An 18,692-nucleotide genomic window follows, 5' to 3' on the forward strand; every position below is an offset into this window, starting at 1 on the left:
TCGCCCCATGCCGGCGACCATCTCCTCAAGGTAGGCGCCCAGCGCCTCGTCCAGCTTCTTGAGCTGCGCGGGTGTCATCCCGACCGTAGATCACGCCCGCCACCTGGATTCAAGTGACCGGGTAGTACTAGTGGAGGGACTCGCGACCGGCGACGAAATCAAGCTGACGGGCGAGGCGCTCGACACGTTCAAGGTCCTGAAGCGAGGCGGGAACTTCTCCGCCTGGATCTTCTTTCCCAAAGAGGGAATGAATCAAGGCCCGGAGATGACGCGCCTCCAACGGGAAGCAGCGGAGCTCGGGGGCCAGCTGGATGGCGGCGCCGTGACGTCGCTCATCTTCACCATGCCCGCGTCCATCGGCTTTGATCGCATCGCGGACTTCTTCGACCTGGCCGTGTCACGTATCGAGGGAGCGGTCTGGATGTTCGTGAATGCGTACGACCCGCTCACGAAGAAGCCACTGGATTGGTGGTCGCGGGGTTGAGTACGTGACTGCTCATGGACTCCCGCTCAAACCGGGAGGCCTCCCGTTCTCGTAGACCTCCACCCCGTTGATGCGCACGTAGCCCGGCTGTTCAACGGGTCAGGGTCTTCAGGAACGAAGCGCCGAGGCGGGATGAACCGCTCGCTGTAACCTTTCCGGCTACAAATCCACGCCCCGAGTAGCGCATTAGTCACATTGAATTATCCAGCCAGACTGTCGCACCCTGCTCGGGCAATCAACCCAAGCAGGGGGAAGCCGGATGAAGTGGATTTGTCTCATCGTAGCAGCGCTCGTGTCGGTTCCGTTCCACGCGAGCGCCGGGGAGGCCATTGAAATCAAGCTCGCGTCCAAGGTGACGAAGTTCCCGGCGGACGCGCCCGTCGACCTCGCCGTTACATTCACGAACGTATCGAAAGAGCCGGTGCGAATCCTCGGCTACCAGACGCCTGCCATGGATGGCATCCAGGCGGACATCCTCACCGTCGCCCTGGAGCGCAAGCCGGTGGAGTACATCGGCCGGCTCTACAGGCGCGACGCGCCCGCGGACAGCGATTACCTCACGCTGAAGCCGGGAGAGAGCATCTCGGGCATCGCCTCGCTCTGGGATAACTACGACCTCTCCGTCTCGGGCACCTACGCCGTCCAGTTCAAGACCGAGCTCCTGGACGCGCGAATGGGCAAGGGGACGGCGGTCTCCAACGTCGTCTTCCTCGACATCGAGGGTCGCGAGCCGCCCCTGGATCCAGACGACCTGGACGACGAACCGGAGACCAAGATCGTCAATGGCAGCAACGAGAAGTGGAAGCAGTGCAGCAGCTCGCAGAAGAACGCACTGATTGACGCCCGGCAGCACGCCCTCAACTACGCGAACGACTCCTATGACTACCTGGTGGCGGGGAACCCGGTGACCCGCTACACCCAGTGGTTCGGCGCCTACGACAGCTCTCGTTACAGCACCGTCCGTGAGAACTTCCGGAAGATTCGGAACGCCGTGGACAACGAGACGTTCAAGTTCTACTGCGACTGCAACCAAAGCAACGCCTACGCCTACGTCAAGCCCCGGAAGGAATACAAGATCCACCTGTGCTCCGGATTCTGGCCCGCGCCCATGACTGGACCGGGCTCCAAGGCAGACACCCTGATTCATGAAGTCAGCCATTTCCGGGTCGTGGCGAAGACGGATGACATCCAGTACGGATACTCCGCCAACCTGACGCTCGCGAGCGTCGATCCCAGCAGCGCCATCCGCAACGCCGACTCGTACGCGTTCTTCTCAGCAGCCACGCCCTACAACCCCTACAACCCCTGCGCGCCGACCGTCACGTCGCACACGGGCGCGCCCATCACCGCGAGCTGGGATGGGGCGAACTGCCACGTGATGAACGTGCCCTCCGGGCTGACGGCGTTCGTCCACAACAACGCCTACTACGTCAACGCGGTCCCCGGCACCTTCTGCCCGGCGCCCTCCGGCTGGGACACGGCGAACTGCTACATCCTCCCCTACCCGTCATGGAGCACCAGCTACTTCATCTGGTCCGGGAACCTCTACCTGACGCCCGGCCCCGGCAATGCGTGCCCCGCGCCGTCGACGTTCGACGGGGCCAACTGCTACGTCATGCCGCTGCCGTGGGGTTCGAGCCCGTTCAAGTGGGCGAACAACCTCTACATCACGCCTCCGCCCCACTGTGTCATCGGCGGTTATGACGGCGCGCACTGCCTGGTGGGCACGGCTCCCGCCAGCCGGACCGCCTCCATCTGGGGCTCGAGCTTCTATTACAACCACTGAGGACCGCTGGACACCGTGTCATGACGGGTTGTCATTCCTGGCACCGCGGACCCTGACACGAGGTCCCTGACCGGGCTTCAGCGCCAACAGCGCTCCCTCTGGAGAAGCCGCTGGCCCCTGGCTTGCTCAAGGCCTCCCTGTTCCAAACAGGGAGGCCTTTCCGTGAATCGTGGAATGCAGCGGCCCGTCCAGGGCCTGTTCGTCCTGCTTGTCTTTTCGTGTGCCCTGACGGCCGCGCTGATCGTGAACCAGGTGACCAGTGCCTTCGTGATGCCAGGCGTCCGGGCCACCTGGGCCGAGGCTCCGGTGCCATCGAACGTCCCTCCCGCGACGGCTCTGGATGGGACGCGTCTGGCCCAACTGACGGGACTCTCGTCCGTCGCCAGCGTGGCGTTGCCTCCAGAGCCGCCGCCGGACCTGCGCCGAAGCACGCTGGGCATCCGGCTGCTGGGCACCCTGGTGGCGCAGGATCCCCGGTGGTCCATGGCCTCCATCCATGAGCTGCCGGCCGGCAGCGCGCACAGCCTGATGGTCAGTGACATCATCCAGGGGGCGCGGGTCTTCGCCATTGAACGGGAGCGCATCCTGCTGCTGGTGGACGGGCGGCTCGAATACGTCGACGGATTCGGGAGCGCAGGGCCCGTCGCGGTGAACGCCCATCCGGGGGCCGCGCAGCCCGGAGGCTCCGGCCTGGGCCGCGGCATCCGGGAGACAGGCCCGGACACCTACGCCATACCGCGCGAGGACGTCACCGAAGCGCTCACGCACCTGAACGAGCTGTCGATGCAGGCCCGGGTGGTGCCCGCCTTCAAGGACGGCCGCCCCGTGGGCTTCAAGCTGTTCTCCATCCGCGAGGAGTCGTTCTACTCACGGCTGGGGCTGCGCAACGGAGACGTGCTCCAGCGCATCAACGGCCTGGACCTGGACAGCCCCGACAAGGCGCTGGAGGCCTTCACGAAGCTGCGGGACGCCCGGCGCATCGAGCTGCAAATCGAGCGCGGCGGAGCGCCGGTCCGGAAGGTCTTCGATGTTCAATAACCCGCCTACAGCAGCGCCTTGTCTCCTCGTTCGCCAACCCAGGCGACAAACTTTTCGCACTCCGGGAGCCACCTCTCGTCGTCCTCCCGGCAGTCCCGCTCTCCCAGTTCGATCAACTCCTCTACGAAATGGAAGTCGAACCGCTTCGCGAAATCACGAAGGAGGGCGTTGTCCATTTCATTTTCGTAGTGACGGATGAACTCTTGAGCCATGAGCTGCTGCCATGAGCACAAGGGTCGGGCGAGGCCCTCTGCTGGCGCTTCCACGTAGAAGCGAAGAAATGCATGCCGCTGTCGATCGTAGGCGAACAGAACGTCGAAGTTGCTGTTGTCCATGAACGGCACCACGGCGTCCGCGCCGTAGTGAGCCTGATGCTCTTCGGTCATCCGGTAGTACTCATCCGGACGGCCGTACCGGTAGCTGCAGTCCTCCGGTGGATTGCCCTCGAAGATGTCCAGGATGACCTGAGGCAGCCCCAGCTCGACAATGAGGTTGCGCGCAACCTCTCTGCTGATATGCGCCATGGCAGGTCTAAAGCAGTTCCTTCAGTTTCCGCTCAATGGAGCTGGGTTGGCGGCCCAATCGCTTGGCGATGGTTTCGGCATCTTCTCCGCGCTGCCCGAGCAGCTTCACGACACCCAACTCCTCGTCTGACCACCCCTCATAGGCACGCGGATAGGTACGACGCGCCTCGATCATCTCGGGCTTCAGGTCGGTCTTCCAGATGCCGAAGTGCTGGATGAGGTTGGGCTCTTGTTTCGCAGCAGGCTGCGACGCAGGAGCCGGGGAAGGCGCCCCGGTGAGCGCCGAAGGCGGCACAAGGTTCGCGGCATTGCGAATAGCAAGTACCTGCTCCGCGAACTGCTTGAACAGCGTGGGCGAGTCCTCGGCGGAGATCTGCAACGCACATTCCCAGCTGTTCAGTGCGGACGTCTCCAGGAGGTTCATGGATGTCAGGACGGCGCACCTCTCGCTCATGTAGAGCTTCGCATGCAGTCGATCCAGACTCATGATCCGGGCCCCCTCCGCAGCAAACGGCTGGAGGTGCGCCGAGGTCTTGGTGAGCTCATCCGCCCGGATGACCAGCGTGACCGCGACATGCTCCTTCAGCCGGCCACGGATGGCATTCTGCAAGTGATTCCAGGGCTTGAAATAGGGTGTCACCAGCGTCAGCTCGCGCTTGGCACCTTCAATCAGGTCCTGGACCGCCGCTGAAATCTTGCTGTGTGGAATGAACGTCGGGTTTTCGTTGGAACGGCCAAAGAACATGGAGGCTCCGGACTTCGGGCGGCCTTGGATTGGATTCCAAGGCCCCTCCCCTGTCCAGCCCTCCCGCGTCAGGCCTGCGCCGCCGCCAGCTTCTCCTGCGCGGCCTCCCAGCGGGCATAGAGGTCCTCCAGCTCCTCCTTGCCCGTGCGGTGCGCGTCCATCAGCGGCTTCGCCCTGGCGAAGTCGTTGTAGAGGACCGGGTCCGCGAGCTGCCCCTCGCGCTCCTTCTGTTCGGCCTCCACCTTCGCGATGCGCTCCTCCAGCTTCGCGATCTCCTTCTTGATGGGGCCCTCCACCACGGAGCGCCGCTGACGGGCCTCCGCCTCCAGGCGCTTGCGGTCCTTCTCCGACACCGGGCCCGCACCCGCCGCCCCGCCCTTCCCGCTCGCCGCGCCCGTGTCCGCGCCCTCCGCCAGCAGGCGCAGCTGCTCCTGGTGGTAGAGGTATTCGTCCAGGTTGCCCGCGTGCGACGTGAGCTTGCCGTCCGCTACCTCCCAGACGTGCGTGCACAGGTTGTTGATGAAGCTGCGGTTGTGGCTCACGAACAGGAGCGTGCCGCCGTACAGCTTCAGCGCCTCAATCAGCATCTCCGACGAGTCCAGGTCCAGGTGGTTCGTCGGCTCGTCCATCAGCAGGAAGTTGGACGGAATCAGCAGCAGCTTCGCCAGCGCCACGCGGGCGCGCTCGCCACCGCTCAGCACGCCAATGGGCTTGTCCACGTCGTCGCCGCTGAAGAGGAACGCGCCCAGCACGCCGCGCACGTAGCTCTCCGGCTTGTCCGCCGCCAGGGGCCGCACCTCCTCGATGATGGTGTTGCGGCGGTCCAGCTTGTCCGCGTGGTGCTGCGCGTAATAGCCCACCACCACGTTGTGCCCCAGCGACACCTTGCCGGTGTCCGGCGCCAGCTCCCCCGCCACCATCTTGAGCAGCGTCGTCTTGCCCGCGCCGTTCGCGCCCACCACGGCGATGCGCTGGCCCCGCTCCAGCCGCGCGTTCAGCCCGTCATAGACGGTGAGCGGGCCGTAGCGCTTGGTGATGTCCTCCATCAACACCACGTCCCGGCCTGAGCGCTCCACTTCCGGGAAGCGGAACTTCATCGTCTGGCGCTCTTCCAGGACCTGGACCTTCTCCAGCTTGGCCAGCATCTTCGCGCGGCTCTGCGCCTGCTTCGCCTTGGTGGCCTTCGCGCCGAACCGGTCGATGAAGCCCTGCAGCTCCGCGCGGCGCTGCTCCACCTTCTCCGCCCGCGCCTGCAGGAGCACCATCTCCTCCGCGCGCTGGCGCTTGTAGTCCTCGTAGTTGCCGGCGTACTCGCGCACGCCCTCCATCTCCAGCGACACCACCCGGTTGATCTGCCGGTTGAGGAAGTCGCGGTCGTGGGAGATGAGCACCATCGCCTTGTTGGAGCGGCGCAGGAACCCGTCGAACCACGCGAGCGTGGGCACGTCCAGGTGGTTCGTGGGCTCGTCCAAGAGCAGCAGGTCCGGGTCCTGGAGCAACAGACCCGCGAGCGCCGCGCGCATGCGCCAACCGCCAGAGAGCGCCTGGGTGGGCTTGGACAGGTCCGCGTCCTTGAAGCCCAGGCCCTTGAGGATGCGCTCGGCGTGGTGCCGGCCGTAGCGGTTCTCGAAGTCGTCCAGCTCCGCGTGGAGGTCCGCCAGCGTCTGGGCCAGCTCCAGCTGCTCCTCCTCGTCCGTGCTGGCCGCGAGCGCCGCTTCCGTGTCCTTCAGCCGGACCTCCAACGAGTCCCGGCCGGGAACGGTGCTCATGACCGCCTCCACCACCGTGCCCTCCGGCAGGCCGGCGATCTCCTGGGGCAGGTAGCCCGCCCGGGCCCGGCGGCTGTACTGGACGGTGCCTCCGTCCGGCTGGCTCGCCCCGGCGATGATCTTCATAAGGGACGACTTTCCCGTCCCGTTGGCCCCCACCAGACCCACCCGGTCCCTGGGACCGAGGGTGAAATTGTCCTCGTCGAAGAGGACCTTCTTTCCGTAGGCGAGGCTGATGTCCTGGGCGATGACGAGGCTCATGGCGGAGGGGGGAGATAACAGCCGGCAAGCCCTTCGGGAACGGTTCTGATGCCTGCCTGACTGCCCAGGGGGCACATCTCCCCGGTTGGGCGGAAGGCAGGGCTTGCCTATACTCCCGGCACCCATGGCCGCCCCCTGCCCCCACTGCGGAAGTACCGAAGGTCAAGATCACCTGTGCGCGGCGCAGAGCCTCCAGCTCCTGGGCCAGGTGCTGGACGGCCGCTACAAGATTGAAAGCGTCCTGGGTCAGGGCGGCATGGGCATGGTGTTCCGGGCCACGCAGACGTCCGTGCAGCGCCCGGTGGCGGTGAAGACGCTCAACCCGTCGCTCGCCGCGGCGCCCCAGTTCTTCGAGCGCTTCCGCCGAGAGGCGGAGATCGCCAGCCGGCTGCGCCACCCGAACGTCATCACCATCTTCGACTTCGGCCGGGCGGCGGACGGCACCTGCTACTACGTGATGGAGCTCCTCAAGGGGGAGAGCCTCAAGGAGCTGGTGAAGCGCGAAGGGCCCATGACGCTGCGCCGCGCGGTGAACCTGCTGGAGCAGGCCACGCTGGGACTGGCGCACGCGCACGACGAGGGTTGCGTCCACCGCGACCTGAAGCCGCACAACATCATGGTCCAGGCGCTCGACGGGAAGGACTTCGTCAAGGTGCTGGACTTCGGTCTGGTGAAGGCCCTGGAGCAGGACGAGGAGGAGCAGCTCACCTCCACGGGCCAGGTGCTGGGCACCCCGCAGTACATGCCGCCCGAGCAGGCCGGCGGCGAGTCCGTGGACCAGCGCTCCGACCTCTACTCGATGGCGGGCGTGCTCTACTTCTGCCTCACGGGCAGCTCGCCCTACGGCGCGAACACGGTGCGCAAGGCGCTGACGGCGTCGCTGACGCAGCCCGTGCCCCCGGTGAACAGCAAGCGCCAGGGCGCGCCGGTACCGCCGGAGCTGGATGCCTTCTTCACCAAGGCGCTCGCGCCGGAGAAGGAGGACCGGTACCAGAACGCGCAGGAGTTCATCGACTCGCTGCTGGACGCGGTGGAGGGCCTGTCCCCCGAGGAGCTGGACGCGCACCCCACGGGCGGCACGCCCGGCGCCGAGCGTGGCACGGGCAGCCGCAGCCGCGCGGGCTCTGGAAGCCGCGCCGGTTCGGGCAGCCGGCTGGGCTCTGGCAGCCGCGCGGGCCGTGCGCCGGCCACGGGCAAGACGGGGTCGCGCGTGGGCATGGCTCCGCCTCGGGGTGGCACGTCGGCGGGAGCGCAGGCAGCGGCTCCGCGGGCGACGTCCAACGGGAACAGCCCGGCGCCGGTGGGCTCGAACAGGCCCCGTCCCCCTGCCCCTCGTGCCGTGGAACCGGAGCTTCCGCCGCCGCCCAAGGGCATGTCCGGGGGCGTGAAGGCGGCGCTCATCGGCGTGCCGCTGCTGCTGATTGGCGCGGGCGTGGCGGTGGTGATGACGCGCGGGGGTGGTGAGACGCCGCAGGCCCCCGTGGGGATGACGCCTCCGAAGGCACCCGTGGACGCGCCGCCCACGCGGGTGCAGGAGCCGCCGACGACGCCTCCTCCGGCGGCGCTGCCGCAGGATGTGACGGTGGAGTTCACCTCCTCGCCGTCTGGCGCGGCCATCTTCGATGGTGATGCGCAGATCGGCACCACGCCCACCCGGCTGCTGATGCCGCGCTCCAGGGCCACTGAGCTGCGCTTCAAGCTCGCCGGGCATCAGGACCTGGAGAAGACCCTGGATTACAGCCGGCTCGCGGACACGGCGGAGCAGCGCGTGAGCGTGCGGCTGGAGCCGATGCGCGCCGCGCCGCCGCCCCGGCCCACGAAGCCCGCGAAGACCGGGGGCAACGACCCGGGCATCGGCGTGTTCGAGTAGCCCGCGGGTTCGATTGCCGCCGCTCCCAGGTACATCTCGCGTGGGCCTCGTGATGGGCGCCAGCGAGGTGATGATGGCCTCGGTTCTCAGCTCAGGGTGTGTACAACTCCGCCGTCGTGGTCTCGCCAATGCCCACCCCCGCGGCGAGCACCTTGCCGTTGGGCAGCAGCGTCGCCGTGTGCCACGCGCGAGCAGAGGCCATGGTGGCCGTCGGACTCCAAGTGCCGGCGACCGGGTCGTAAAGCTCCGCCGTCGCCAGCTCGATGCTGCTGTCACTGCCTCCCGCGATGAGCACCTTGCCGTCGGGCAGGAGGGTCGCGGTGTGAGCAAGGCGGCGTTGGGTCATGACGCCCGCCGCGCTCCACGTCCCCGAGGCCGGGTCATACACCTCCGCGGTCATGAGGGCGTCGTCGCTGACTCCGCCGGTGACGAGCACCCTGCCGTCGGGCAGGAGTGTCGCCCGATGGTAGGCGCGAGGTTCGCTCATGGTGCCTGTCGTGCTCCAGGTGCCCGAGGATGGGTCATAGAGCTCCGCTGTCGCGAGAGTGTCCGTCCCGTTGCGCCCTCCCGTGACGAGCACCTTGCCGTCGAGCAGGAGCGTCGCCGTGTGCACGAAGCGCTGTTGGGCCATGGCGCCCGTCATGCTCCAGGTGCCCGAGGACGGGTCGTAGAGCTCCGCCGTCGCGAGTTCACCAATTCCGCTGGTTCCCCCGACGACGAGAACCTTGCCGTCGAGCAGCCGTGTCGCCGTGTGCATGTAGCGAGGTGAAGCCATGTCACCGGTCATGCTCCAGATACCGGTCGCCGGGTCATACACCTCCGCGCTCGCAAGAAAGTTGCCGCCAGCTCCCCCCGCGACGAGCACCCTGCCGTCCGGCAGCAGTGTCGCCGTGTGACTTTCACGACCGGAGTTCAGGGAACCGGTCGCGGACCAGGTGTCGGTCGCCGGGTCGTACAACTCCGCGGTCTCGAGCAGGTTGAACCCCATTCCTCCCGCGGCGAGCACCCTGCCGTTGAGCAGGAGCGTCGCCGTGTGCAGCCAACGACCCGTGACCATGGGGCCGGTCGTCGTCCAACCCGTGAAGGAACACGCCGGAAGCCCCATCACCTCGAAGCTTCGCGTGGCAGTGAGGCCGAAGGCATTCGTGACGGTGACGGTCACGACAGGGGGCGTGCCGGCGATGGCGCAAGACGGGGCCCTCCAGGTGATGCGGCTGTGCGTGGAGTCGCCGGTCGGCGTGCCCAACGCCCCGGCAGTGGTCTCCCAGGAGAAGGTGAGCGCGGAGCCCTGCGGGTCGCTGGCGGCCACCTCGTAGGTGAGCACATCGCTGGGATTGGCGGTGTCCGAGGAACGGTAGGAGCGGAGGATGACGGGCGAGAGGTGCTGGACGGGGGGCGTGTTGCTGACACACAGGGCGACGGTGCCCGTGTTGTGCCCTCCGTGCCCGTCGGACACGGAGATGCTCAGCCGGCAGTTGTTGCAGGCCTCGGCCGGCGCGAGTGAGGGCGTGAATCGAGCGATGCTGGAGCTTGCGTTGCTCCAGGTGCCTGCGCACGAGGCGCTCCAGGAGTAGGCGAGGCTGTCCCCGTCTGAATCCGAAGCCGTGACGGACACCGACGTCGGCTGCCCGACGACGAGCTGCGTGGGCGAGGCCACGAGCAAGGTCACTTCAGGGGTACTGTTGAAGGAGATGGACAGCTCAGCCTCACCCTCGCCCTCGGGCAGAACGTTGACGACCAGCAGGGCGCTGGAGGCCAGGCCACGTGAGTCGGTCACCGTGAGTGTCAGCGTTTGAATCCCGGCGGAGGCCGGCGCCGTCCACGAGGTGAAGCGCTCGGAGGTCGAGGAGAAGGTGCCCGCGGTGGCGCTCCACGCGTAGCCGAGCGTGTCATCCGGGTTCGGGTCATGGGCGGAGGAGAACAGGGAGACGGTGCCTCCGGCCGCCACGGTGCTTGGGTTCGCCGCCACGAAGTCGATGATGGGCGCTTCGTTGTCGAAAGGGGGCGGCGGGTTGATTTGCTGGAGGGTGATGGCGACGAGGGTCGTCTGGTTGGCGAGGATGGAGACGCCGTCGGCGGAGCCAGAGAAGAGCAGAGCGCCGGAGGCGTCATAGGCGCGCGCGGCGAAGGCACGGCCGGTGCCCGCGGGGATGTTGCCGATGGTGCCGCCCCACACGCCATTCGTGGGCGCCAGGTCTACCCAGACGGTGCGGATGTCCGGCCCGCCCGAGGCGACCGCGACGCGGGCGATGGTAGAAGAGAGGGATTGGGGCACCGATACGGCGAACCGCGCCGTCCCCGTGTCCCCGGACGTGACTCCACAGCCCGCGAACAGCGCCGCCGCGAGCGCCAGCACCAGCTGAATGCCTGCTCTTTTCATGAACGTCCCCCTCTTGCCGCGAGTGTGAGCCTCGCGAAGCAGTCGCAGCGGATGAGAGGACTTCGAGCAGGGCGCGAGAACACCCCACCGGCGAGTGCCCATCCTGCTGGCGATGAAGACGAACATCCAGGATGGCAGGCATCACCGTCCATGACCCGGGCAGGCGGCTCGCCGTCATCTACAGGACGACGGTGAGCATAGAAGGACAGGAGCCCGCTTGGGCGTAGCGGGCGGGAGCAGCGCGGGAGGTGAGGGATGCTGACGGGGAGCCAATGAGCCGCACGCCTCCTGCTCCCTTCACGTACGCCAACACCCTCAAGCCTGCCTCCACTCCTCAATCATGCGAACACGTCCAGGGCGAACGTCCTTTTCAGCAGCCCCGCCCAGTCCAAACGCGGTGTGCGCTCCTTCCTCGGCTCCTCCACCGTCGCGGCAATGGCGGGTCTCTCCTCCTCCAGCCCCGGCTCCGCCCCTGCTGTGAGCTCAAGGCGTTAGCCGGTAACAGCGCGACCTGCTTGGGGTTTTGCTTCCGCCTTGATGGCGCCGACGAGAACCTCCTGCCGCTCCTGGCTCACGGCGAATCCTCCACTCGATGCTCAGGGGGCACGGGGACGGTGGTCACCTTCCACAGCTGCCCCGAGTCATTGCAGCCTGTCTTGGCGAGGATGGGGATGTTGTTGGCGATGCTGTCATTGACGATGTCCAGTGACAGCGCGTCGCCCTGCGCCTGGGTCGTCAGCCGGTAGATGCCGTTGGGCTCCGGAATCAGCTTCCATCGCTGCTCCGGAACATCCGCCGATTTGACGAGGAGGGGGCGATTGCCGGCGGCGTTGGCCAGGGACAGGCTGGTCCCACGCCACTGGGTCGTCAGTCGGTAGAAGCCGTTGGCCTCCGGCGTCAGCTTCCATCGCTGCCCATCGTAGTCGCCCGTCCTGGCGAGGATGGGCACGTTGTTGGCCTTGCCGTCATAGAGGATGTCCAGCGACATGCCCTCGCCCTGCCACAGGGTCGTCAACCGGTAGTAGCAGCGGGCATCGAAGGCGGCGGGCACCGGCGGCGGGATGGGTGTCGTGGTCGTGGTCGGCGTCACCTGCCACACCTGCTGGAGCAGCGCGAGCATGCCCGGGTCGTGCTTGCCCAGCTCTTCACGCGTAGAGGGATAGAAGTCGTTGCGGCCGAAGAACGCTTCCGAGTTCTCCGCGAAGTACTCCCCCACGTCGGTCATGGCATAGGCACGCTCGAACGTGCTGTGCAGCTCGGGCGCACGCCAGCGCTCCACGCAGTCGTAGCTCCTGCTTGCCATTGCGCGCACATAGACAGCCGCGAGGCCGGCGTGCTCCCAGCCGAGCACCTGGTCATGATAGGCGTGGCTGAGCTCGTGGAGCACGAGCACGGGCATCCGCTTGAACTCCTTCTCGAAGATGGAGACGTTCGAGAACTCGACGCTCTTCAACATCGCCAGGTTGCGACCATTCTGGCGCATCCAGGATTCGGAAAGATGGTACGTCGCCCTCGGCTCCTCGTTGGGATAGGGCGGCGACAGCCACAGCGTCACCTTGCGGAGCTGAGCCACGGGGCCCGCGGGGACGATCCGGACGACATCCTTGAGCTGCGCCGCCAGGAGCACCAGGGCCTTGTTCGTCGCGGGCTTGTTCGCCGGTGTCAGCAGACGGTCATCGATGCGAACCGTCCAGCCCTCGAGGGTCTGGGTCTGGTAGGTGGGAACGGGGCTGGCTGCGGAGGCGACGCAAGCGAATGCCAGGGCGGCCAGGAGGAGCCATTTGGGAGAGTGCATGCCTCATCGTACTCCCTGTGCTGTTGCCACCCGACCCCAGCAACTGTCCATCGAGGAAGTAATCCACCCTGGAGATGACATCATCATCGGCGGCGTTCGCCGCGAAGAAGGCATAGGAGCTGACGGTGGCGCCCTCCGCCGGTGAGCTCGCCGAGACCGTGGGCGCGGTGACGTCGCGGGCCACCGTCCCCCCCGCCGCGGGCGAGGTCCCCACGTTGCCATAGGAGTCATATGCCTTGACCGTCAACGTGTGGCTGCCAATAGCCACCGAGTTCGGACTCCAGGAGATCGCGTAGGGCGAGGAGGAGTCCGTTCCAATCAACGCACCGTCTACGTAGAGCTCGACCCGGACGATCTGCGTGTCATCGGTGGCGGTGGCCTGGACCTGCACGGTCGAACGGACCGTGGCACCCGCCGAGGGCGAGGTGATCCCCTGGACTACAGCCGGCTCGCGGACACGGCGGAGCAACGCGTGAACGTGCGGTTGGAGCCGGTGCGCGCCGCGCCGCCGCCCCGGCCCGCGAAGCCCGTGAAGACCGGGGGCAACGACCCGGGCATCGGCGTGTTCGAGTAGGCCCCCAGGACTCGGAGTCGAACACCGCATGATTCATGAACTGCTGCCGGACGTCACTCACATCACGGAGGATGGGGTCCATGATGCCGAGATCATCGAGTTCGACGGCTTCGAGTACGTGACGTTCCACGAGCCCTCCATCGACCACCAGCGAGAGCAAGGGGCACCCGAGGTCGTCGAGTTCGTGGGCAACCTGGAGAACGCTGGTACCCGGTGACGAACCCCTCGATGAAGAACGAGGACTTCGTCATCCTCCAGTTGCTGGAAGAAACCCCTTGTCTGGACCGTGAGCGCACCCTCGTGAAGGGAGTGCCATTCCATCAATCCGGTGAATCCGTCCTGGGTCAGGACGAAGCCCTGCCCCTGGTGCTCCGCCAGCCGACGGGGGCTTCCCACCCGTTTTCTGTGTCCCGGAGCTGACCTTCTACTGCTTCACCGAGGAAGCCCGGCAGGCCTGCGAGGCCGCTGAACTGAAGAGCCTGTGGTGGCGCCCTCAACGCTGACCTCCGTGCCCATTGCGAGGGCACGCGCGTCAGGCATGGGCCAACGATTTGGGTCTAGACCTGGAGCGCGGAAACGGTTGGGATTGAGGTCCACTCGAAGGACCTCCAGGGGTTTCCCATGAAGCTTTCCCTTGCTGCGCTGGTGACGTTGGTCGGCCTTTCCCTCGTCGGGTGCGGAGGCCCGGCCCTTGACGACACGATGGCCCCCGAGGCCGATGCGCGGACGGTGTCCCAGTTTGGCACCTGTACGGCGACCTGCGCAGGGGGGACCTCTGTCTCCTGTACGGGGACCACCTGCACGTCTACGGACAACCAGGGCGTGACGTGCGACGGCGTGTCGACCGCGTGTCCGTCATCGTGCGGCGGCCTGCTGTCATGCAGCCTGTACGTGAACAAGCCGTGCACGACCCCGAACGCAACGAAGGACTGCTGCAACGCCACGAGCCACAGGCCGGACTCCCTGCTGTGCTCGGGCTCGGCGACCACGGGCTACCGCTGGCTCAATTACTAGCCGGGCTGCATCCGGGCGCGGGCCCTCACGCGGCGAGACAGGCGAAGTCACCGACAGTGTAAATATTTGCCTGTGGCGTGAAGCGCTACAAGCAGGCAGGGCCCTGTGACGTGAATCGACACATCTCCATTCACGAATCACAATCGCCACGTCCGGCCCGCACTCTGGAATCCCTGGGAACGCTGGACTCCGCGATGACTGGCATGAAGCCTGCTTTGCTTCGTGCCTGCGTCATTGCGACGTAAGACCAACCTCTACCCAGGAAGACAAATGCACATGCGGATCATCGTGGGACTTCTGGCCGGCGGACTGATGCTCGGTTGTGGCGGCGTCGATTCGGAAGCAACGACAGGCGACGAGCGCACGGTCCAGGCCCAGGGCGCCATGGCCGACGAGTTCGAGGTGAAGGCCGACGGAGAGGGCGGCGTGTCCTGCAACTCAGAGCAACGGAAGATTGCGGAGGCCCACATGGTCAAGAATCACAGCAGCTTCGCGAAGATGGACAGCTGTGAAATCGTGGCCATCAACTACAAGCTCTACATCCGCTACACCTATTACTTCTGAAGCCTGTCGTTTCGCGGCGCATCGGCCTGGCCTGCTCACCCCGCGGGCCGGGCCCTCCATGCGCTGATGGGTGCGGAGCGTGCCAGGCTGCGCGCGAAGGGCAGACCGTGCGCATGCAGCCACTGGCGTGTCGCGTCCCGCAGCCCGGCCTGATCGAGCAGCTCCCCCACGGTGTGCCGTGACAGGTCCTCCAGGACGGCGTGGAGCTCGGCCTTCAACCCCTCGCGCACCTCGGGACGCGTGAGGTTGTGGGCAATCACGTGGGGTGTCAGCGAATCGAGCTGCTCGTGGGGTACCCGGTTCAGCGCCTGCGCGGCGTCCGCCTCCGTCTTCTCCAGGGTGGACAGGAAGACCTTCTGGCGCTGGGCCCCCAGGGACCGGGCGGACTCCTCGCTGGCGAGCCGCTCGGCGATCCGCCGCTGCACCAGGGCCATGGAGCCGTCGATGACCTCGCGCACGCGGTCCTGCAAGCTGCCGCCCAGGCCTCCCAGGATTCCCTTGCTCGCCGAGGCCGCCGCTCGCGCGCCCCAGCTCAGCGCATCCCGCAGCCCGCCGCTACCCGCCCCGGGAGCACCCGCGATGACCTTGCTCACCAGGGACGACAGGGTCTCCTGGAGCGTGGTGCGCACGGTCTCCCGCACCTGCTCGGACGCCACCATCTCGTCGATGGCCTTGCGAGGCAGGTGCACCGGCTGGCCCAGGAGCGCCGTCAGGGACGCGGTGGCCTCCGCGGGGAGCCACGCGCCCAGCCGGGTGCGGCTCTTCGCCGCGCGCGCGAGCAGGCGCGTGCGCATGGGGACCACCAACCGTGCGTGCCAGTCCATCACCCGCGCGGGCGTCAGCGCGAGGTCGACCGCGGCGAGGACCCGGTCGGGGTCCACCCAGTCCGAGACGCGGGAGGCACAGAGCGCGTCGAAGGTCAGGTCCAGCAGTTCCAGGAGCGCGGCGTCGTCGAGTTCGGACATCGAAGCGTTCCTACTACGGACCGGAGCCGGAAGAGCGGGGATCAGGGCCTCCCATGGCGCCCCGTGGACACATCCGCCCCCCGCATTCGTGATGTGGCCTTCCCTAGTAGTTGGCCTGGAAGCAGAGGAAGTTGCCGTCCGTGAAGTAGAAGCCGCCTGAAAGAGTGGTGCTTGTCGACTCGACGCAGAGGCTCACGACGAACTCCGCACGCTCCCGGTTCTCACCCGACACGGCGTAGCTGTTCCCCGGGAACAGGAGCGATTGGCCATCCCGCGTGGACCCGTCCACCATCACCCGGAAGAAGCCACTCAGGTTCGCCTTGAGCGTCGGGAACGGCCTGCTGGAATACGCGGAGAGGGCGACATCCACGCGCTTGGGGGTCGCGCTCCCGCAGAGCGCCGGGTCGGGACTGACGCTCACCCGGCGGGCGTCGTAGAGGATGGGGCCGGTGGTGCCCAGCCGGTCCTTGTTCGGGAAGTTCTCGTAGTTGAGGCAAGTGGGTCCCCAGAGGGCCGTGCACACGTTCGAGCTGCAGAAGTGCGTGCCGTAGTCGCAGTTCGACTGCCCCGCTCCCGTGCAGGGGGCGCCGCTGTCACCGCGCACCTTGCACTGCCCTGTGCTGGTATCGCAGCGCAGCCCCTCGGCGCATGCCTCATCCGCCGCGCACTTCGGCGTGCAGACGGCATCCTGGGTCGAGCACACCCGGTCGAAGGTGCTCCGCCCTTCGTTGCACAGCGCATCCGTGGAGCACTTGCAGACCCGCTGCGAATCGGTGGGACTCAGCACGTCACAGGTCTTCGCCGAATCCGGACAGTCCGCGCCAGTCATGCAGGTCCGGACACAGACCTCCGCCGTGGGATGGCAGATTTCCGAAGCAAGACAGTCCGCGGAGGTCGTGCACCGCAAGGTCCGGGGCACGCACGCCCCGGTCGCGGGCTCGCACCGCTGCTCCAGGTCACAGTCCGCATCCTGCGTGCACGTGCCCGCATCGGCGCCGGCGTCGAGGCCGCCGTCAGTGCCGGCGTCGAGGCCCCCGTCAGTGCCCGCATCGACAACGACGTTCACTCCGCCATCCGCGTCACTGTCGATGTCGCGAGTGGAGCAGCCCCCCATCACCACGCTGAGTACGACGAACACCCAAGGCTTCAAGCCGCGTTCCCCCTGGACCGTGTGCATGGCGATTGTATCCGAGGACGAAGACCCATTCCCCTGCACCTACTGCGGGGCAGGGAGACGGGAGTTCCTTGCCGCCCGTTCCTGACAGGTCAAAAAACAGCCCCCGGGGACAACCGTCCCCAGGGGCCGCTCGTTCCAGATGCGGACGCGACGACTACGGGCTGAGGGAGAAGCTCCCCGACCAGGCGCCGTAGGACAACGTGGTGATGCCGTTGCGCGTGGTGCCCGTGTAGCTGGACTGCCCCGGCTGGATGGTGACGGACACGTTGCCACCCGAAGCCGGAATCACCCCCGCGTGCACCGCGGCCGCGCAGGCGTTCGAGTCATCGGTGTAGAGGTCCGTCCCCCACACCGTGCCGCCGCTCACCGGACCGCAGCTGCAACGGATGCTCGTGCCGTTCTGGCCGCGGTAGGACGTGAAGCTGTAGCTGGAGCAGGTGTTCAGCGGAGGCGTCGTGCCGCTGACGGAGAAGCTCCCCGACCAGGCGCCGTAGGAGTACGTGGTGACGCCGTTGCGGGTGGTGCCCGCGTAGCTGGCCTGCCCCGGCTGGATGGTGACCACCACCGTCCCACCCGCATTGCCGATCGCGCCGGCATGGACCGCGGCCACGCAGACGCTCGAGTCGTCGGTGTAGAGGTCCGTCCCCCACACTGCGCCGCCGCCCACCGCGTCGCAGCCGCAGCGGATCTGCGTCCCGTTCTGCCCGCGATAGGAGATGATGTTGTAGTTCGAGCAGCTCTGGACCCCGCCGCCCGTGGAGTAGAGGGCCGCCAGCGCGGTGATGTCCGAGCCGGTCCACTCCCCCGTCTCGGTCGACCGGAAGCACGAGTTCATGACGGAGCCGCCCACGGTGGCCGTGGTGGGCGTGTTGGGGATGTGGATGGCCCCCACGCCCGCCTCGCCCTCGTCGCCACCGGCGCCGCAGCTGATGCTGCGGTTGTAGTAGTCCGAGTGACGGAAGCCGATGGCGTGGCCCAGCTCGTGGGTGATGACGTGCTCGTTCACGTCGGCGCTGTAGCTGTCCAAGCCGGTGCCAATATAGAAGACCCCATAGGGCATCCCGTTCGACGGGAAGCCCGCCTGGCCGCCGGTACCGGACGTGGTCTCCGCGGAGATGTTCGCCGTACAGCCGGTGGTCGGGCCGCGAGCGAAGGTGAGCCGCAGCCCCTGCTCGTTGTAGTTGGCGAGGGCCAGGTCGAGGCCCTGGCTCAGGTTGGGATAGCTGTTGAACGCGGCGGTGGGGTTGACGCAGATCTTCGTCACGCCCGTGCCGACCTGGTTCGTCGTGCGGTACTGCTCGGCGCTCCCCTCCAGGGGCTGGAGCAGCTCGCGGGACGCATCGAGGGTCACGTGAGCGTCCCGGCCCACGTACACGGCACCGTCGAAGACCTGGATGTCATTGGCCGGAAAGCCGGCCTTGATCAGGTTGGAGACGATCTCCTGGTTCTCCACTTCCGGGTCGCCTCCGCAACCGGCGAGGGAGACACCCACGAGCAGCGCCATGGAAAGTCTACGCATGCAAACCTCCTGTTCGAGGAAAGGACAGCGCGCGACCGCGCGTCCCCATCCATGCATGCGCCAAAACCATTTCAATAAGAGCAAAACGAGCAATAATCAACTACCCTACATTTCCTACCAGACACGTCCGTGAATGACAGCGCTATCATGGCCTCGCAGCACCCAACACACACGACCAGGAACAACAGATGCGATCGGCAATCATCGCCGGGATGATGGCAGTCGGC

At 66.8% G+C, this 18,692-nt stretch carries 14 protein-coding genes and 1 pseudogene; 6 read left to right on the plus strand and 9 right to left on the minus strand.

Annotated elements, in window-relative coordinates; genetic code table 11:
- Window positions 1-130 precede the first annotated feature (130 nt).
- From D7X30_RS33305 to gspC, 3 genes are all read left to right on the plus strand, one after another.
- Window positions 131-484, plus strand: coding sequence for a DUF4265 domain-containing protein (locus D7X30_RS33305; protein WP_158619428.1), 354 nt, complete (start codon window positions 131-133; stop codon window positions 482-484).
- A 259-nt stretch (window positions 485-743) separates the two neighbouring features.
- Complete coding sequence (locus D7X30_RS33310; RefSeq protein WP_120567020.1) at window positions 744-2,270, plus strand: M35 family metallo-endopeptidase; 1,527 nt, start codon at window positions 744-746, stop codon at window positions 2,268-2,270.
- Between the two features lie 162 nt (window positions 2,271-2,432).
- Window positions 2,433-3,308 carry a type II secretion system protein GspC gene (gene gspC / locus D7X30_RS33315; protein ID WP_147443380.1) on the plus strand — a complete coding sequence of 292 codons (876 nt, stop codon included), beginning with the start codon at window positions 2,433-2,435 and terminating at the stop codon, window positions 3,306-3,308.
- A gap of 5 nt (window positions 3,309-3,313) precedes the next feature.
- On the opposite strand, the gene D7X30_RS33320 is transcribed toward gspC, so the two are convergent.
- The 3 genes from D7X30_RS33320 to D7X30_RS33330 form a co-directional block, all read right to left on the minus strand.
- On the minus strand, window positions 3,314-3,832 hold the full coding sequence (locus D7X30_RS33320) for a hypothetical protein (protein ID WP_120567022.1): 519 nt from the start codon (window positions 3,830-3,832) through the stop codon (window positions 3,314-3,316).
- A gap of 7 nt (window positions 3,833-3,839) precedes the next feature.
- Entirely contained in the window at window positions 3,840-4,577 is a 738-nt protein-coding gene (locus D7X30_RS33325) for a phospholipase D-like domain-containing protein (protein WP_120567023.1), read from the minus strand.
- A gap of 68 nt (window positions 4,578-4,645) precedes the next feature.
- Window positions 4,646-6,607, minus strand: a complete 1,962-nt coding sequence (locus tag D7X30_RS33330; protein WP_120567024.1) for an ABC-F family ATP-binding cassette domain-containing protein — start codon at window positions 6,605-6,607, stop codon at window positions 4,646-4,648.
- A gap of 124 nt (window positions 6,608-6,731) precedes the next feature.
- Here D7X30_RS33330 and D7X30_RS33335 point away from each other — a divergent pair, with 124 nt between their 5' ends.
- On the plus strand, window positions 6,732-8,477 hold the full coding sequence (locus D7X30_RS33335; protein ID WP_120567025.1) for a serine/threonine-protein kinase: 1,746 nt from the start codon (window positions 6,732-6,734) through the stop codon (window positions 8,475-8,477).
- Between the two features lie 91 nt (window positions 8,478-8,568).
- On the opposite strand, the gene D7X30_RS33340 is transcribed toward D7X30_RS33335, so the two are convergent.
- From D7X30_RS33340 to D7X30_RS43880, 3 genes and pseudogenes are all read right to left on the minus strand, one after another.
- Window positions 8,569-10,857: a kelch motif-containing protein gene (locus tag D7X30_RS33340; protein WP_120567026.1), complete on the minus strand. Its 2,289-nt coding sequence runs from the start codon at window positions 10,855-10,857 to the stop codon at window positions 8,569-8,571.
- 571 nt (window positions 10,858-11,428) lie between these two features.
- On the minus strand, window positions 11,429-12,652 hold the full coding sequence (locus D7X30_RS43195) for an RICIN domain-containing protein (RefSeq protein WP_120567027.1): 1,224 nt from the start codon (window positions 12,650-12,652) through the stop codon (window positions 11,429-11,431).
- Between the two features lie 250 nt (window positions 12,653-12,902).
- Window positions 12,903-13,121 (minus strand): annotated as a pseudogene (locus tag D7X30_RS43880) (Ig-like domain-containing protein); the annotation flags it as partial.
- Between the two features lie 133 nt (window positions 13,122-13,254).
- On the opposite strand from D7X30_RS43880, the gene D7X30_RS43200 reads away from it, so the two are divergent.
- Both D7X30_RS43200 and D7X30_RS33370 read left to right on the plus strand, forming a co-directional pair.
- Window positions 13,255-13,443, plus strand: a complete 189-nt coding sequence (locus D7X30_RS43200) for a hypothetical protein (protein ID WP_120567028.1) — start codon at window positions 13,255-13,257, stop codon at window positions 13,441-13,443.
- A gap of 1,067 nt (window positions 13,444-14,510) precedes the next feature.
- Complete coding sequence (locus tag D7X30_RS33370) at window positions 14,511-14,804, plus strand: hypothetical protein (RefSeq protein WP_120567030.1); 294 nt, start codon at window positions 14,511-14,513, stop codon at window positions 14,802-14,804.
- Between the two features lie 35 nt (window positions 14,805-14,839).
- Here D7X30_RS33370 and D7X30_RS33375 read toward each other — a convergent pair whose 3' ends face one another.
- The 3 genes from D7X30_RS33375 to D7X30_RS43705 form a co-directional block, all read right to left on the minus strand.
- Entirely contained in the window at window positions 14,840-15,769 is a 930-nt protein-coding gene (locus D7X30_RS33375; RefSeq protein ID WP_120567031.1) for a hypothetical protein, read from the minus strand.
- A 103-nt stretch (window positions 15,770-15,872) separates the two neighbouring features.
- Window positions 15,873-16,907 (minus strand): hypothetical protein, encoded by a 1,035-nt coding sequence (locus tag D7X30_RS33380; RefSeq protein ID WP_147443381.1) that lies wholly within the window; start codon window positions 16,905-16,907, stop codon window positions 15,873-15,875.
- 193 nt (window positions 16,908-17,100) lie between these two features.
- Entirely contained in the window at window positions 17,101-18,465 is a 1,365-nt protein-coding gene (locus D7X30_RS43705; protein ID WP_120567033.1) for a M57 family metalloprotease, read from the minus strand.
- Between the last annotated feature and the right edge of the window lie 227 nt (window positions 18,466-18,692).

It is taken from the genome of Corallococcus sp. AB011P, from assembly GCF_003611605.1.
GTDB lineage: Bacteria > Myxococcota > Myxococcia > Myxococcales > Myxococcaceae > Corallococcus > Corallococcus coralloides.

Bases quoted from the DNA above. Each gene is read 5' to 3' on its own strand.
- D7X30_RS33330 (WP_120567024.1), bottom strand. From the start codon at position 6,607: ATGAGCCTCGTCATCGCCCAGGACATCAGCCTCGCCTACGGAAAGAAG.
- D7X30_RS43195 (WP_120567027.1), bottom strand. From the start codon at position 12,652: ATGCACTCTCCCAAATGGCTCCTCCTGGCCGCCCTGGCATTCGCTTGC.
- D7X30_RS33370 (WP_120567030.1), top strand. From the start codon at position 14,511: ATGCACATGCGGATCATCGTGGGACTTCTGGCCGGCGGACTGATGCTC.
- D7X30_RS33335 (WP_120567025.1), top strand. From the start codon at position 6,732: ATGGCCGCCCCCTGCCCCCACTGCGGAAGTACCGAAGGTCAAGATCAC.
- D7X30_RS33375 (WP_120567031.1), bottom strand. From the start codon at position 15,769: ATGTCCGAACTCGACGACGCCGCGCTCCTGGAACTGCTGGACCTGACC.
- D7X30_RS43200 (WP_120567028.1), top strand. From the start codon at position 13,255: ATGATTCATGAACTGCTGCCGGACGTCACTCACATCACGGAGGATGGG.
- D7X30_RS43705 (WP_120567033.1), bottom strand. From the start codon at position 18,465: ATGCGTAGACTTTCCATGGCGCTGCTCGTGGGTGTCTCCCTCGCCGGT.
- D7X30_RS33320 (WP_120567022.1), bottom strand. From the start codon at position 3,832: ATGGCGCATATCAGCAGAGAGGTTGCGCGCAACCTCATTGTCGAGCTG.
- D7X30_RS33340 (WP_120567026.1), bottom strand. From the start codon at position 10,857: ATGAAAAGAGCAGGCATTCAGCTGGTGCTGGCGCTCGCGGCGGCGCTG.
- D7X30_RS33310 (WP_120567020.1), top strand. From the start codon at position 744: ATGAAGTGGATTTGTCTCATCGTAGCAGCGCTCGTGTCGGTTCCGTTC.
- D7X30_RS33325 (WP_120567023.1), bottom strand. From the start codon at position 4,577: ATGTTCTTTGGCCGTTCCAACGAAAACCCGACGTTCATTCCACACAGC.